Annotated in this window: 14 protein-coding genes and 1 pseudogene; 9 read left to right on the forward strand and 6 right to left on the reverse strand. The window is 59.6% G+C overall.

The features are described 5' to 3' along the window. Positions 1-27: 27 nt before the first annotated feature. Positions 28-2,508, reverse strand: a complete 2,481-nt coding sequence (locus HGO38_RS22395; protein WP_070149914.1) for a heavy metal translocating P-type ATPase — start codon at positions 2,506-2,508, stop codon at positions 28-30. Between the two features lie 165 nt (positions 2,509-2,673). On the opposite strand from HGO38_RS22395, the gene HGO38_RS22400 reads away from it, so the two are divergent. Continuing rightward, positions 2,674-3,336, forward strand: a complete 663-nt coding sequence (locus HGO38_RS22400) for an adenylate/guanylate cyclase domain-containing protein (RefSeq protein ID WP_070149915.1) — start codon at positions 2,674-2,676, stop codon at positions 3,334-3,336. An 89-nt stretch (positions 3,337-3,425) separates the two neighbouring features. On the opposite strand, the gene HGO38_RS22405 is transcribed toward HGO38_RS22400, so the two are convergent. After that, positions 3,426-3,977, reverse strand: a complete 552-nt coding sequence (locus HGO38_RS22405; RefSeq protein WP_230175147.1) for a Crp/Fnr family transcriptional regulator — start codon at positions 3,975-3,977, stop codon at positions 3,426-3,428. A gap of 71 nt (positions 3,978-4,048) precedes the next feature. On the opposite strand from HGO38_RS22405, the gene HGO38_RS22410 reads away from it, so the two are divergent. Further along, on the forward strand, positions 4,049-4,567 hold the full coding sequence (locus HGO38_RS22410; protein ID WP_070167290.1) for a hypothetical protein: 519 nt from the start codon (positions 4,049-4,051) through the stop codon (positions 4,565-4,567). Between the two features lie 169 nt (positions 4,568-4,736). On the opposite strand, the gene HGO38_RS22415 is transcribed toward HGO38_RS22410, so the two are convergent. Next, a complete protein-coding gene (locus HGO38_RS22415; protein WP_070149918.1) occupies positions 4,737-4,958 on the reverse strand; it encodes a heavy-metal-associated domain-containing protein in 222 nt (73 codons plus the stop codon). 222 nt (positions 4,959-5,180) lie between these two features. Here HGO38_RS22415 and HGO38_RS22420 point away from each other — a divergent pair, with 222 nt between their 5' ends. Further along, positions 5,181-5,546, forward strand: coding sequence for a hypothetical protein (locus HGO38_RS22420; RefSeq protein WP_230175146.1), 366 nt, complete (start codon positions 5,181-5,183; stop codon positions 5,544-5,546). A gap of 101 nt (positions 5,547-5,647) precedes the next feature. Here HGO38_RS22420 and HGO38_RS22425 read toward each other — a convergent pair. Next, positions 5,648-5,734 (reverse strand): annotated as a pseudogene (locus tag HGO38_RS22425) (winged helix-turn-helix transcriptional regulator); the annotation flags it as partial. Between the two features lie 45 nt (positions 5,735-5,779). Beyond that, on the reverse strand, positions 5,780-6,181 hold the full coding sequence (locus HGO38_RS22430) for a MerR family transcriptional regulator (RefSeq protein ID WP_070149919.1): 402 nt from the start codon (positions 6,179-6,181) through the stop codon (positions 5,780-5,782). A 69-nt stretch (positions 6,182-6,250) separates the two neighbouring features. Here HGO38_RS22430 and HGO38_RS22435 point away from each other — a divergent pair, with 69 nt between their 5' ends. Next, on the forward strand, positions 6,251-7,117 hold the full coding sequence (locus HGO38_RS22435) for a cation diffusion facilitator family transporter (protein ID WP_070149920.1): 867 nt from the start codon (positions 6,251-6,253) through the stop codon (positions 7,115-7,117). Then, positions 7,114-7,605 carry a signal peptidase II gene (gene lspA, locus HGO38_RS22440; RefSeq protein WP_070149921.1) on the forward strand — a complete coding sequence of 164 codons (492 nt, stop codon included), beginning with the start codon at positions 7,114-7,116 and terminating at the stop codon, positions 7,603-7,605. The genes HGO38_RS22435 and lspA overlap by 4 nt, the downstream gene beginning before the upstream one ends. Positions 7,606-7,627: 22 nt before the next feature. Here lspA and nadE read toward each other — a convergent pair whose 3' ends face one another. Continuing rightward, positions 7,628-8,446 carry an NAD(+) synthase gene (nadE, locus tag HGO38_RS22445; protein ID WP_081341783.1) on the reverse strand — a complete coding sequence of 273 codons (819 nt, stop codon included), beginning with the start codon at positions 8,444-8,446 and terminating at the stop codon, positions 7,628-7,630. Positions 8,447-8,650: 204 nt separating this feature from the next. On the opposite strand from nadE, the gene HGO38_RS22450 reads away from it, so the two are divergent. The 4 genes from HGO38_RS22450 to HGO38_RS22465 all read left to right on the forward strand — a co-directional run bounded on the left by HGO38_RS22450 (position 8,651) and on the right by HGO38_RS22465 (position 14,117). After that, positions 8,651-9,013 (forward strand): hypothetical protein, encoded by a 363-nt coding sequence (locus tag HGO38_RS22450; RefSeq protein ID WP_234624960.1) that lies wholly within the window; start codon positions 8,651-8,653, stop codon positions 9,011-9,013. Between the two features lie 123 nt (positions 9,014-9,136). Next, entirely contained in the window at positions 9,137-9,541 is a 405-nt protein-coding gene (locus HGO38_RS22455) for a FixH family protein (RefSeq protein WP_070149922.1), read from the forward strand. Next, positions 9,538-10,965 (forward strand): efflux RND transporter periplasmic adaptor subunit, encoded by a 1,428-nt coding sequence (locus HGO38_RS22460; RefSeq protein WP_081341784.1) that lies wholly within the window; start codon positions 9,538-9,540, stop codon positions 10,963-10,965. Before HGO38_RS22455 ends, HGO38_RS22460 begins: the two co-directional genes overlap by 4 nt. Further along, the gene (locus HGO38_RS22465) at positions 10,962-14,117 is read left to right on the forward strand and encodes an efflux RND transporter permease subunit (protein ID WP_070149923.1); all 3,156 of its coding nucleotides are present in this window, start codon (positions 10,962-10,964) and stop codon (positions 14,115-14,117) included. Before HGO38_RS22460 ends, HGO38_RS22465 begins: the two co-directional genes overlap by 4 nt.

Genomic DNA, 14,117 nt, shown 5'->3' on the forward strand with positions numbered 1-14,117 from the left:
GTCCGGCGAGAACCGGACGCCAAGTTTTCATGCCGGAGTTGCCCGACGAAGCCGGAGCGCATTGCCCAATACAAACACACTCGACATCGCCATCGCAGCCGCTGCAAATATGGGCGACATCAGAGTGCCGTTCACAGGATACAGCACTCCGGCGGCAACAGGGATCAGGAGGACGTTGTAGGCGAATGCCCAAAACAAGTTCTGCTTGATGTTCAGGATCGTGGCCTTGCTGAGAGCGATGGCCTTCGGCACACCGTTCAGGTCTCCGGACATCAGCACGACATCGGCACTTTCAATTGCGATATCGGTTCCTGTCCCTACCGCCAGGCCTATGTCGGCCTCGGTCAGGGCAGGAGCATCGTTGATGCCGTCACCGATGAAGGCCACCTTTCGGTTGCCGTGCCGAAGTCTCTTGACCGCCTCGACCTTTCCTTCCGGCAAAACCTCTGCGATGACTTCGTCGATACCAAGCTGCCTGGCAATCGCCTCGGCGGTGCGACGGTTATCTCCGGTGATCATCGCCACTTTAAGACCGAGGTTATGCAAGGCCTTGATCGCCTGAGGTGTGGTTTCCTTCATTGGATCGGAAACGGCGATGATGGCCGCCAGACGTCCATCGATTGCCGCGTAGAGCGGAGACTTGCCGCTGTCACCGAGCCGTTCGGCGTCGCGGGCGAACCTCGAAACATCGATCTTGTGTAGCTGCAGGGCGCGGTCAGCACCAACAAGGATGTCCGATCCGTCCACTGTCCCGCGCACACCAAATCCAGGTGTCGCCACGAAATTCGTCACAGGGGCCAAACCGACGCCTTTCGCCTTCGCTGCCGATACGATGGCTTCGGCAATCGGATGCTCGGACAAAGACTCCAGGCTGGCAACCAGAGCCAGAACCCGGTCTGCATCGAAACCGTCGGCAATGATGAAGTCTGTCAGCTCCGGGCGTCCCTTGGTCAGCGTTCCGGTCTTGTCGAGAGCGACGACATCTGTCTCACGCAGGTTTTGCAAAGCCTCACCCTTGCGGAACAGGATGCCGAGTTCAGCCGCACGACCAGTGCCGACCATGATCGAGGTCGGCGTTGCCAGACCCATCGCACAGGGGCAGGCGATGATGAGAACCGCGACCGCGTTGACCAGCGCAAAGGTCAGCGCAGGAGAGGGGCCAAAGACGTACCAGGCAACGAACGTGAGGACAGCCGCGAGGATCACCGCCGGGACGAACCAGCCGGTCACCTTATCGACGAGCGCCTGGATCGGCAGCTTTGAACCCTGCGCCGCCTCGACCATCTTGATGATCTGGGCAAGCAGCGTGTCGCTGCCGACCTTGGTGGCCTTGAAGGTGAAAGACCCTGTCTTGTTGATGGTGCCGCCGACAACCTCGCTATCCGAAGACTTCTGGACGGGTACAGGCTCTCCGGTGATCATGGATTCGTCGACGTACGAGCTGCCGTCCACCACAGTGCCGTCGACCGGGATTTTCTCACCGGGTCTGATCCGGATGACGTCGCCGACGACAACGTCGCTGATCTGAATTTCGACGAATTCACCTCCATGCGAGACGAAGGCCGTCTTGGGTTGCAGTCCGACGAGCCGCTTGATGGCCTGGCTGGTCCGGCCCTTGGCGCGAGCTTCGAGGTATCGACCGAGCAGGATCAGCGTGACGATGACGGCCGCAGCCTCGTAATAGACATTCGCGGTTCCTGGAGGCAGAAGGCCAGACAAAAAGGTTGCAACGACCGAATAACCCCAGGCCGCAGACGTACCAAGGACGACAAGCGAATTCATATCAGGCGTCCAGCGCAACAGGTTTGGCACACCCTTCTGGAAGAACCTCAGACCCGGACCAAACAGAACCAAGGTTGCCAGCACGAACTGGAGATACAGATTGTTACGCATCCCAATGGTGTCCATGATCAGTTCATGGACGCCGGGAATGAAGTGAGAGCCCATTTCTAGCACGAAGAGCGGCAGTGTCAGCAACGCCGAGAATACCAGCATACTTTTCAGGGTGCGCATTTCGACGGTGCGACGGTCCTCACCTTCATCGCCGGCATCAGCAACCACCTTGCGGACGTCATATCCGGCACCCCGGACGGCGGCCTCAAGCGCCGTGATCTCAGTCGATCCGGAAATCAGACGAACGGTCGCCTTCTCCGTAGCAAGGTTCACAGCCGCGTCGATGACACCGGGGACTGCCTTCAGCGCCTTTTCCACACGAGAAACGCACGAGGCGCAGGTCATACCTTCGATGCTAAGTTCTTGGGTGACAATCTTGGGCTCGTACCCGGCCTTTTCGATTGCGCGGAGTACCCCGTTGGGGTCCGGCGTTCCGGTAAAGTGAACGGTTGCACGTTCCGTAGCCAAGTTAACATTGGCCGAGGCCACGCCGGGGACGGCAGCAATGGCTTTTTCCACGCGCACGACGCAGGAAGCGCATGTCATTCCCTCGATGCCAAAATCGGTCGCGATGGGCACTGGAAACGCTGGTGTGATCTTCGATATTGCAGTCATCGGATGGGTGTCCTTTTCCTTAACTGCATAGATAGATAAACCTTCCCAGCATGGTAAGGTCAAGCGATGTTTTGCAAGCGCGTGGATGAACGTTGCACAGGGCGCGAATGCGGGCGAGAATGAGGGTGTCGCAAGGGATCAAATCTTCGAACCTTGGAGGGCGATATGAGGCAGCGAGAGGATTCGGCGACACCAGCGGCCACAGTTGCGTTCGTAGATATCGCGGGATTCAGCGCTATTTCGGACGTTTATGGTGACGCGGCTGCCCTTGTCGTGCTTGAAGTATTCGAGGGCATGGTCCGCGACGCCCTCAGCGGCTATGAGCCCCCAATCAAATGGATCGGCGATGAGGCGATGCTCGCGTTTCCCGAGCCAGATACAGCGATCCAGGTGCTCGGAACGCTGTTGCAGGCATGTCGTAAAGAATCCCGGCTACCTCTCACTCGGGCGGGACTTAACCATGGGCCCGTCATCCACAGAGCTGGTGATCTATTTGGATCGACCATCAACATTGCAGCACGAATCACCGCGCTCGCATCGCCTGGGCAATTGCTTGCAACTCAGCCCATTGCCGAGGCAGCTGTCACAAGGGGTATCGCGGTACGAGACCTCGGCATGGTGGCACTTAGATCGGTAACCGGGGAAGTCCCTCTCTACGAGATCGAGCTTGCTCCGTCGGCTGACCCGGCCTGGATCGATCCCGTGTGTAAGATGCACGCGCCATACTCATCCTACAGGCGGGCCGCGCCGGATGGACCGTGGTTTTGTTCGCCTCGTTGTGAGGAATCATATCGGCGATCGCCGCGGACCTACGAGGTGCCCCGCTGAAGTGACAAGGCAACCCCTGGCCAGTGAATGGCGATCCCAGCCTCGGCACGATTCTCAATCCGTGAGTTCGGTGGGCGGGCGACAGAGATTCAATGATCCCGTGTAGAGCTACCTCGGCGTCGGGATATCTCCCTGTAGAGCGCTTCCGGCGAGACACCAATTTCGTCTGCCAAACCTCGCCAGTCGCCTCTTGCTGGCAAGGCATCATCGTTCCAGGCTATCCAAGCATCCAGGCGGGCACTGACCGTTCTGAGCGCAGCAATTTCTGACCGCTTTCTGGCGCTCACCAGTTCGCGCGAGAGATGTGCCATCCATTCCCTTGCAAAAATCAGGTCATGTTCCAGCATTTTTCGGACCGCAGGAACGGGCACCAGTAAAGCTTCGGTTGCTGCCGCCGCGACAGCGTCGCAATGATACCGCTCTGAAAACAGCGAAGCTTCAGCCAGTACGGTGCCTGCCGTCGAGCGCTGCAAAAGCGCCTGGTTTCCATCTGCCTGGAAACGGACGAGGTTCACACACCCTCCCGCGATAAGAAAGAGCATGTGCACCGGATCGTCCCGGTGGAATAGATGCTCGCCCTTTACAAAGGACTTTTGAGCAACGGCTTTGGTCGTCAGGTGGCTGACAATTTTTTCCGACATGACAGCTATCATGTCTCCGCCAGTCATTAGTTGGCAAGGTCCTCTTATCGAAACAAGCCTGCCGAGGAACCATGAAATCTCTATTGGTCGCGCTCCTTTTCTTGCTTCTGCCTTTTTCCGCGCTGGCGCAGGAAAAGCACACGCATTCCTCGCCTTATGTTGGGCAGCAGATGCGCGAAATTAAAAGTCTGTCGGCAGAAGACATCGCGGAACTGGAGGAAGGAGGAGGGTGGGGGTTAGCGAAGGCCGCCGAGTTGAACGGCATGCCAGGACCCTCGCATGTTCTGAAAATGAAGCATGAGTTAGGACTGACGGCGAACCAGGACGCTTCGACAGTGCGAATTTTCAACGGGATGCGAGAAGACGCCATCGAGGAGGGAAGAAACTTGATCGCTCGGGAAACGGCGCTGGAGGTCGGATTTCGCAAGCGCTCTATTTCTCCTAAAGCTCTCCAGGAGCGAATTCGCGAGATCGAAACAAGCCGCTCAAATCTGCGTTATATTCATCTTTCGGCTCACCTAGAGATGATGGGTGTTTTGAAGGAGGAACAGGTCAATCTGTACAATGACCTGCGCGGATATTCTCCCTGACCGGTTGCAGGCTGCGATCAACTTAGATCGAAAACATGATCCGAAGAACTCTTTTCGAAACATGGCCCGTTTGATGCGATCTGCTCGTTGGCTCTCTATCTGAACCTCGTCAATCACACGCGCCGTCGAGATGGCGCGTGTTTGTTTGTGCGTGCTGAGCCCGAAGATTTTAGGCGACGTGGCTGCAGCAGGATTTCTTAAAAGACGCCCCATATCCGGCGCTCGCAATCGACGCGATAAATGCTTCGGACGCCATTTGCGACTCGATTGATACGGTCTTGGTGCTCAGATCGACAGCCACCGAAGCGCTCGGATCGACGGTCTTTACAGCCTTTTCTACGGTGCTGACGCAGTGACCGCAGGTCATGTCGGGTATGTTGAGATGATACATTGGAAGTCTCCGATTAATGTGACTGATGCAATGTGGTGCTTCCAACGGTGGGAGGGTCAAGGGCCTCCAGTCCGGATGTAACGTTTTTTGTATTTTCGGTACACGTGAAGGGATATTAACCGCTTGCGACCTTCCCTCGCGCCTGGAAGGAGTTGACTGCACATGTTCGTGAGATGTCTTCCAATGAAGAGGGCTCCTTGCCAGACTAACAACATGAGGTTCATGAAAGTCATCCATCGACTGCTGTTCGTGACCGCCGTGCTCGGGATCATTGTCGGTCCCATTGGCATCCAGGCGGCTGACAGTGCGATGGCCGCCTCGGGGCCTGCCGCGATGGATAGTCTGGCCGGGGTTGGCATGCCTGACGACATGCCATGCTGTCCCGATGAACAACCGAGCAAACCAGACTGCGGGAGCAAGTCCTGCCCCCTGGCTGTGCTCTGTACGACGGCGATGGTCGGTCAGGTGGCGACCTCGCATTCATGGTTATTGAACGTCGGCTGGACCGCCTACCGGTTCCTTACTCCCCTTCACGCGGAGCTTGCCTCCTCACTGGTCGATCCGCCAGTACGTCCCCCAAGACTTTGATCCCACGTCATTGAGTACGTTGTCGATTCGGCACGGTCGCAGGCCTGCGTCCGTGCAGTACCGATGGCGATCGGATCAAACCTGCTAAAAACTCAACAAGAGCCTTCTGATATTAATCGCTTCAGCATCTTTGCGACAGTCGGCTGCGCGACGCCGAGACGTTGGGCGACATCCACTTGCCAGGTCTCGTCCGCCGGAACTGTCGGTTGGAGTCTGCCAACACAGTTTTGATGTCAGCCTGAGGATCTTCCTCCCGCCATGGCGTCGATGATCCGGCAATCGGCCACCTGACCGAGACGGCATTCGGCTATCATCCGCCGCAGTTCCGTTTTCAGGTTCGTAAGACGGGCGATACGATCTTCCACGGCGTCGAGCTGGCTTTGCGCGATGCGGCTTGCATCCTCACACGATGCTTCCGGTTGTTCCTGGAGAGCCAGAAGAACGCGCACCGATGCCAGATCGAAACCAAGTTCCCGGGCATTCCGGATAAAGCACAGTCGTTGCGCGTCTGCTTCGCCATAGGTGCGACGGCCGTTGGACATCCTGGCTGGGATTGGGAGAACCCCGATGCGCTCGTAATAGCGAATTGTCTCTATGTTCACGCCAGATTTCTCGGATAAGTCGCCGATCTGCATTTTTCATCTTGCTCCTGTAGTCACTACAGGTAGTACCATGGTCGAATTCAAATATCGAGGACCGACGAAATGGCAGCAGCCGCAACCGACACAATCCGCTATCAGGTGACGGGGATGGATTGTTCCTCCTGCGCTGCCAAGATCGAGGGGGCCGCGCGCAAGGTCGAAGGGGTGGCCGACGTGAAGGTATCGATCGCCTCGCAGGTTATGACACTGGAAGTTGACGAGCCAGCGGCCCGCCTTCCTCTGCTGGAAAGCGCCATCACGGGTCTGGGTTATCAGCTCGACCGCATTGGTGCATCCAGGGACATTGCAGACGGCGATGACGACGACAGGATTCCGGACCTGTCTCATGTCACCCCGGCATATAAAAGGGCGCTCTGGATCGTCGTGCTCCTGAACGTTGGTTACGGCGTCGTGGAGATCGTCGGAAGTTTCCTCGCCGGCTCCCAGGCGCTGCAGGCGGACGCCCTCGACTTCCTGGGGGACGGCATGATCTCATTCCTAGGGCTGGTCGCGGTCGGATGGGGCCTTGCCGCCCGTGCCAAGGCGGCGCTTCTACAGGGTGTATTCCTCGGCCTGCTCGGACTCGGCGTCGTCGCGTCGACCATCTACAGGGTGTTCATCGAGCATCAGCCCGAATCCGTGCTAATGGGCGGCTTCGCGCTTGTCGCCTTCGTCGTCAACGTGCTGGCGGCCGTGGTGCTCATCCCGCACCGTAAGGGCGACGCCAACATGCGCGCGGTGTGGTTGTTTTCGCGGAACGACGCGATTGGCAATCTCGCGGTTGTGGCCGCTGCGGGCTTGGTCTGGTGGATGGGAACGCAATGGCCTGACCTCGTTGTTGCTTTCGCGGTTGCAGGCCTCTTCCTTCAATCGGCGTGGTCGATCATCCGGGACGCACGACAGGACCTTTCTGCGTCGAGGGACAGATGAGGGCGGTGGCTTCAATTTCCTTGGTCCTGGTCGGCGCGGCACTTGATCTGGGAGCGAAGGCGTGGGCGCGGGCGAGCCTTGAACCCTACGGTCCGCCCGCGGACTTTCTGCCTTTGGTACCGTTGCGCCTGACCTTCAACAACGGCGTGTCGTTCAGCATGTTCGCTGTCGACGGCGAAATCGGCAAAGCCGTCCTCATCGGGGTTACGGGCATTATAACACTTATCATCGCCATGTGGGCGTATCGTTCGCGCGGCTGGCAACGGGCAGCCCTGTCGATGATCCTGGCTGGCGCGCTCGGAAACCTGATCGACCGAAGCCTGAGGGGCGTCGTGACTGACTTCCTGAGCCTCCGTCTTGGCGAATGGGAGCCGTTCGTGTTCAATCCGGCCGATGTCTGGATTTCTTCAGGCGTGGCGCTACTGCTGGTCCTGCAGACCACGCAAGGCGGAAGCGCCGAGGTGGGCGACAGTACGTCATCGCGGTAACGAGCCTAAGGACCGTTCCTTGTCATTGCGGCGAGAGTGGCAGGGCGCGCTTGTGGGCCGTCGCGACGTGCGTCGTGAGGATGCGCTGAAACGCGGCTTCCTCGATCGGCTTTCCTTCCAGGAAGTCGTCGATCTCATCATACGTGACCCCGTAGACGTCTTCATCGGGCCGCAGCGGAGCGTCGGACTCCAGATCGGCGGTCGGCACCTTGAACACCAGGTCCCGCGGCGCACCGAGATATTCGGCGAGCGCCCGCACGCGCCGCTTGGTCAGTCCGGAAAGCGGCAGGACGTCCGCAGCGCCGTCGCCGAATTTCGTGAAGAAGCCCATCAATGCCTCCGCCGCATGGTCAGTCCCGATCACCAGGCCACGAACCGCGCCGGCGAGCGCGTACTGGGCGATCATCCGCTGGCGCGCCTTGATGTTGCCAAGGTGGAAGTCCAGCCGAACGGTTTCGAACAGGTCGCCTGCGTCCCCGCAGACCTCGGCCATCATCGCGTCCGCTGCGGGCTTTATGTCGATGGTGACTACGCGGTCGGGGCCGATGGACGCGAGCGCTCTCTGAGCGTCGGCCTCGTCGGCCTGCGTGCCATAAGGCAGTCTGACCGCGATGAACTCCGCCTTATGCCCTCTGCCCCGGAGGCGCTTCACCGCAGTCTGGGCAAGCAGTCCCGCGGTGAGCGAATCCACTCCCCCGCTGATGCCAAGGACGAGCGCTCCGCATGACGAGGCTTGCATGTAATCCGCGAGGAAGGCCGTTCTGCGCTCGGCTTCCGCGGACGCGTCGAATTCCTTCGCTACTCCGAGCGCCTCGATAATCTGCAAATGTTGGTCACGCACGACAATCCTCCATAACAGCTGTGAAATCCAAACCAGGCGAGAAAGTTGCAACCTGCCGAATCCCGACTGTCTTGTGAACTTACATGGCCGCAGATCGACAGGTAATCGGAGCAGGCGCGAAGTGCGTCGCTGTCGCTAACGCACTTTTCAGTGAGACCTCTTCCAACCTCGATGTCTTCGTGCCAGACTATGCGGATGAGGTTCATGAAGGTCATCCATCGACTGCTGTTCGTGACCGCCCTGCTGGGGATCGTGGTCGGTCCCTTGAGCATCGGGGCGGCGGACAGCGTAATGGCGGCCTCCGGACCCGCGATGCACGGCATGTCCGGCATGGAGATGTCAGGCGACATGCCGTGTTGCCCTGACGAAATGCCGGCCAAGCCCGACTGCAGCGGCAAGTCATGTCCTCTGGCCTTGGTGTGTACGACGGTGATCGTCGGCCAGGTGGCTAACCCGCATTCCTGGTCGTTGAATCTCGGTCGGGTCGCCCATCGGTTCCTCATTGCCCTTCATGCGGAGCTTGCCTCCTCACTGGTCGATCCGCCAGTACGTCCCCCAAGACTCTGATCCCACGTCATTGAGCACGTTGTCGATTCGGCACGGTCGCAGGTCTGCGTTCGTGCAGTACCGATGGCGATCCATATTGACTGAGGACGAGGTTGCAGACCCGTCCGGACGAGACATTCAATCATGAAACAGATCACCTTCGACGCGAGGATCGCGCTCCTCGCCAGCGCACTGCTGTTCATCACCGCCACGGCTTCCTTCGCCGGAGCGCAAGACTACGAATTCCAGGCCGTCCAGACCGAGATCAAGCAGGGGCCAGGTTCGACCGTGTCGGTACGGCTGGTCGATAAGCGGACGGGCAAGACTGTCCCCGATGCCGTCATCTTCACGACGCGGATGGACATGGCTCCCGATGGCATGGAGACGATGACCACGACGGTGGAGTCAACTACTTCCGCGGAGCCGGGCGTATACGCTTTCACGACGAACCTTTCCATGGAAGGCGGATGGCGTTTCCAGGTCGCCGCCAAGGTTCAAGGCGAGCCTGAGACAGTAAAAGGCGAAGTCGTCTTGAAGGCAATCCCGTGAGCGTCTCACGCATCATTGCTACGCTTTCCCTCGCCGCGATTGTCGGTTGGGCAGGCTATCGGGCCGGGAAAAACGATGTCGGTGCACGCCTGCGGCGGTACGTCGATGATAGCGGTATGGCCACAGAGGCGGAGCCGCGACGCGAAGGAACGGGAGCGGTGATCTACTACCGCCACCCGGACGGGCTGGCCGAGTATTCCGCAAAGCCGAAAAGCACCGACGACGGGCGGCCGTTCGCGACCGTCCGTGCAAGCGAGGATGTCAGCCTCAGCGCGGCCGGCGCGGTCGCACCGTCACCCGACACGGCATCCGTCTCACTCGAGCGTAAAATCTTGTACTACCGCAACCCCATGGGGCTTCCCGACACCTCCAAGGTCCCGAAGAAGGATTCAATGGGGATGGACTATCTCCCTGTCTATGACGGCGAGGTTAGTGACAGCTCCACCGTCAAGGTCTCACTTGGCAAACTCCAGCGGACGGGGGTGAAGACTGCGCTGGCGAAAATGACCACGGTCACCCGGAAAATCCGGGTGCCCGGAACCGTGACGCTCGACGAGCGCATGGTCAGCATCGTCTCGATGCGGGCGGACGCCTTCGTCGAGGACGTCGCTGATGTCACCACCGGTGACCGGATCACTAAGGGAGAAGACCTCTTTCACTTCTATTCGAAGGAGATCGCCACCGCTGGGGCCGAATACGCGACCGAGATGCGCAACGGCGGCAAGGCGGGTCCAGATACGGGGTCGGCTCTGCGGCTGAAGAATCTGGGTGTGCCCACGACAACGATCACCAGCATCGCTACAGAGCGGAAGGTGCCGCAGAGCATCGCCTACACATCGCCGCGCGACGGTGTCGTATTGGAGCGCATGGCCGTGAGCGGCATGATGGCCGAGGCTGGCGATGTTCTGTTCCGTATTGCTGACGTGTCGAAGGTCTGGGTGATCGCCGACGTCCCCGAATACGAGCTTAGCGCCGTCCGCGAGGGAGCCGCAGTCGCCGTCATCATTCGTAATCTGCCCAGCACGACGTTCAAGGGAACGGTCGACCTCATTTATCCGGAGGTCCAGGTGCAAACCCGGACCACGAAGGTCAGGATAGAGCTTCCGAATCCGGACGGTCTGCTAATGTCCAACATGTACGCAGAGGTCGAGATCGAAGCCAGAGCCGGAAATCCGGTCGTCGCCGTTCCCAACAGTTCGATCATCGACACGGGCGACCGCCAGATTGTCTTTCTCGACAAGGGCGAGGGCAGGTTCGAACCGATGGACGTCGCGCTGGGTGTCCGAGGCGAAGACATGACGGAGATCATCAAAGGCATCGCAGCAGGCGACCGCGTCGTTGTTTCCGCCAACTTCCTGCTGGACGCCGAAAGCAACCTCAACGCGGCACTGAGTGCCCTCACGCAGGACGAGGCAAATCCATGATTGCCAACGTCATCGCATGGTCGGCCCGCAACCTCGTCCTGATCCTTGTCGGCGCTGCTCTTTCTATCGCGGGCGGCGTCTACGCGCTGCGCACGCTGCCCCTTGATGCGATCCCCGATCTCTCCGACGTTCAGGTCATCGTGTTCACCGACTATCCCGGTCAGGCTCCGCAAGTGGTCGAGGACCAGGTCACCTATCCGCTAACGACCTCCATGCTGACCGTGCCGAAGTCGAAGGTTGTGCGTGGTTTCTCGTTCTTCGGCGTTTCGTTCATCTACGTGATTTTCGAGGACGGGACCGATCTCTACTGGGCGCGCAGTCGAGTACTCGAATACTTGAATGCCGCAGCTAGCCGTCTGCCGGACGGCGTGTCGCCGAGCCTCGGGCCGGATGCTACGGGCGTGGGCTGGGTCTACCAATATGCCGTCGTCGCCAAGGAACTGTCGCTGGCCGAACTTCGGTCGCTTCAGGACTGGGTCGTGCGCTTTGCCATCTCCAAATCCGAGGGCGTCGCCGAGGTGGCCAGCGTCGGCGGCTTCGTTAAGCAGTATTCCATTGTCGTCGATCCCGCCCGCCTGAAGGCTCAGAACGTGTCGCTGTCGGATATCGCCGATGCCGTGCGCTCCAGCAACCGCGACGTCGGCGGACGAACGATCGAGCTTTCCGAGTTCGAGTTCATGGTTCGGGGCAAGGGCTATCTGCAGGGCATCAATGACATCGAGAGCATCGTACTGAAAACGAATGCTGGCGTCCCGCTGCATCTCTCGGACGTCGCAAGGGTCGAACTGGTGCCGGACGAGCGGCGCGGCATCACCGAGTTGAACGGTGAAGGCGAGGTCGCCAGCGGCATCGTTCTCCAGCGCGACGGCGCCAACGCGCTGACCGTCATCGAGAATGCGAAGGAAAGCTTGGCGGCGGTGCAGAGCAGTCTTCCGGCTGGTACCGAAATCCTGCCCGTCTATGATCGTTCGAAACTCATCGAAGCGGCAATCGAGACCTTGAAAGTCACGTTGATCGAGGAATCGATCGTGGTTGCACTGGTGACTATCGCCTTCCTTTTGCATGTCCGAAGCGCGCTCGTGGCCATCATCATGCTGCCGATCGGCATTCTCATCGCCTTCATGGCCATGCGGGCGCTAGGTCTGGGAGCGAACATCATGAGCCTCGGCGGGATAGCTATCGCTATCGGTGCGATGATCGACGCGGCCATAGTCATGATCGAGAACGCCCACAAGCATCTGGAACGCGCGCCTCCTGACAAGCCTCGAGCCGAAGTGCTGATCGAGGCGGCAAGCGAGGTCGGGCCGGCGCTGTTCTTCAGCCTGCTGATCATCACGGTGTCGTTCCTGCCGATTTTTACGCTCGAATCGCAAGAGGGCCGCCTGTTCGGACCGCTCGCCTTCACCAAGACCTTCGCGATGGCGGCGGCAGCGCTGCTGTCCATCACACTTGTTCCGGCACTGATGATCCTGTTCGTCCGCGGCCGCATTGTCCCAGAACACAAGAATCCGCTGAACAGACTGCTGATCTGGATATACCGTCCGGTCATCGCGGGCGTCCTTAAGGCCAAGAGCCTGACAATCCTGGCAGCCATCGTGATCCTCGGGGTGACCGTCTGGCCCGTGCAGCATATCGGGAGTGAGTTCATGCCTGATCTCGACGAGGGCACGCTGATGTACATGCCGACAACGCTACCCGGCCTCTCGGTGACAAAAGCGGCGGAGCTCATGCAAACGCAGGATCGCATCATCAAATCTTTCCCCGAGGTCGAGACGGTGTTCGGCAAGGCGGGTAGGGCGTTGACGGCAACCGATCCGGCTCCGACGGAAATGTTTGAGACCATCATCACCCTGAAACCCAAGTCCGAATGGCGGCCGGGCGTCACGTCTGACAGTCTGAAACAGGAGATGGACGCGGCACTTCAGTTTCCCGGTGTCTCCAACGCCTGGACGATGCCCATCCGCGCCCGCATCGACATGCTTTCGACCGGAATACGCACGCCCGTCGGCGTCAAGGTCTACGGGACCAACCTGAACGAGATGGAGAAGGTCGCTCGCGATATAGAGACCGTTCTCAAGGCGGTGCCGGGAACGTCGAGTGCCTACGCCGAGCGCGTCATCGGTGGATACTATCTCGATATCATCCCTGATCGCATGGTGCTCGGGCGCTATGGGCTTTCGATCGACGATGTCCAGGATGTCATCGGAATGGCCCTGGGGTCCGAGGTCGTGACCTCGACGGTGGAGGGCAGAGAGCGGTATGGCGTCGCCATCCGTTACCCAAGGGCTTTCCGAAGCGATCCCCAGTCCATCGCGAGGGACGTCCAGGTATCATTGCCCGGTGGCGGCACGGTTCCGTTGGGCGAGGTCGCCGAAGTCAAGCTCACGCGCGGTGCCACGACCATAAGGACGGAGAACGGCCAGCTCGCCGTCTACATCTTCGTAGACATCGCCAACCGCGACCTTGGGGGCTACGTTGCCGAAGCCCAAGAAGCCGTCGCGGCGAGCGTCGAGATGCCCACGGGCTATTCCGTCGCATGGAGCGGGCAATTCGAATATCTGGAACGGGCAAAGGACCGACTAATGATCGTCGTCCCGCTGACGCTGGCGCTGATCTTCCTGTTGCTTTACCTGAACTTCAAGACGTTGACCGAAACGGTGATCGTCATGCTGTCCCTGCCGTTCGCTCTGGTCGGCGGCATCTGGATGATGTGGTGGCTGGGCTTCAACGCCTCGGTCGCCGTAGCAGTCGGCTTCATCGCGCTCGCGGGCGTGGCAGCCGAGACCGGGGTGATCATGCTGATCTACCTTGACCACGCACTCAGGGACGAGAAGGCGAAGTGCGAGGCCGAAGGCAGGATATTCGGACGGGAAGACCTCAACAGGGCCATCATGTTCGGAGCCGTCGAGCGGGTGCGTCCGAAGATGATGACTGTTGTCGCGATCATGGCGGGCTTGGTACCAATTCTCTGGAGTACGGGTGCCGGCTCGGAGATCATGCAGCGGATCGCCGTGCCGATGATCGGCGGCATGGTATCATCGACACTGCTGACGCTGGTCGTAATCCCGGCAGTCTACGGGCTGGTCAAGGGTTATGGATTCAAGGCGGCGCGCACGGAAAAGCAAGTCCCCGCATCCTTGGCCGCACATTAA

It is taken from the genome of Rhizobium sp. CG5 (assembly GCF_023701945.1).
Lineage (GTDB): Bacteria > Pseudomonadota > Alphaproteobacteria > Rhizobiales > Rhizobiaceae > Allorhizobium.

What these genes read in the sequence shown, in the direction of transcription:
- HGO38_RS22455 (WP_070149922.1), top strand. Translation starts at nt 9,137, where the DNA reads ATGAAACAGATCACCTTCGACGCGAGGATCGCGCTCCTCGCCAGCGCA.
- HGO38_RS22410 (WP_070167290.1), top strand. Translation starts at nt 4,049, where the DNA reads ATGAAATCTCTATTGGTCGCGCTCCTTTTCTTGCTTCTGCCTTTTTCC.
- HGO38_RS22405 (WP_230175147.1), bottom strand. Translation starts at nt 3,977, where the DNA reads ATGTCGGAAAAAATTGTCAGCCACCTGACGACCAAAGCCGTTGCTCAA.
- HGO38_RS22435 (WP_070149920.1), top strand. Translation starts at nt 6,251, where the DNA reads ATGGCAGCAGCCGCAACCGACACAATCCGCTATCAGGTGACGGGGATG.
- HGO38_RS22395 (WP_070149914.1), bottom strand. Translation starts at nt 2,508, where the DNA reads ATGACTGCAATATCGAAGATCACACCAGCGTTTCCAGTGCCCATCGCG.
- HGO38_RS22450 (WP_234624960.1), top strand. Translation starts at nt 8,651, where the DNA reads ATGAAGGTCATCCATCGACTGCTGTTCGTGACCGCCCTGCTGGGGATC.
- lspA (WP_070149921.1), top strand. Translation starts at nt 7,114, where the DNA reads ATGAGGGCGGTGGCTTCAATTTCCTTGGTCCTGGTCGGCGCGGCACTT.
- HGO38_RS22420 (WP_230175146.1), top strand. Translation starts at nt 5,181, where the DNA reads ATGAAAGTCATCCATCGACTGCTGTTCGTGACCGCCGTGCTCGGGATC.
- HGO38_RS22465 (WP_070149923.1), top strand. Translation starts at nt 10,962, where the DNA reads ATGATTGCCAACGTCATCGCATGGTCGGCCCGCAACCTCGTCCTGATC.
- HGO38_RS22430 (WP_070149919.1), bottom strand. Translation starts at nt 6,181, where the DNA reads ATGCAGATCGGCGACTTATCCGAGAAATCTGGCGTGAACATAGAGACA.
- HGO38_RS22400 (WP_070149915.1), top strand. Translation starts at nt 2,674, where the DNA reads ATGAGGCAGCGAGAGGATTCGGCGACACCAGCGGCCACAGTTGCGTTC.
- HGO38_RS22415 (WP_070149918.1), bottom strand. Translation starts at nt 4,958, where the DNA reads ATGTATCATCTCAACATACCCGACATGACCTGCGGTCACTGCGTCAGC.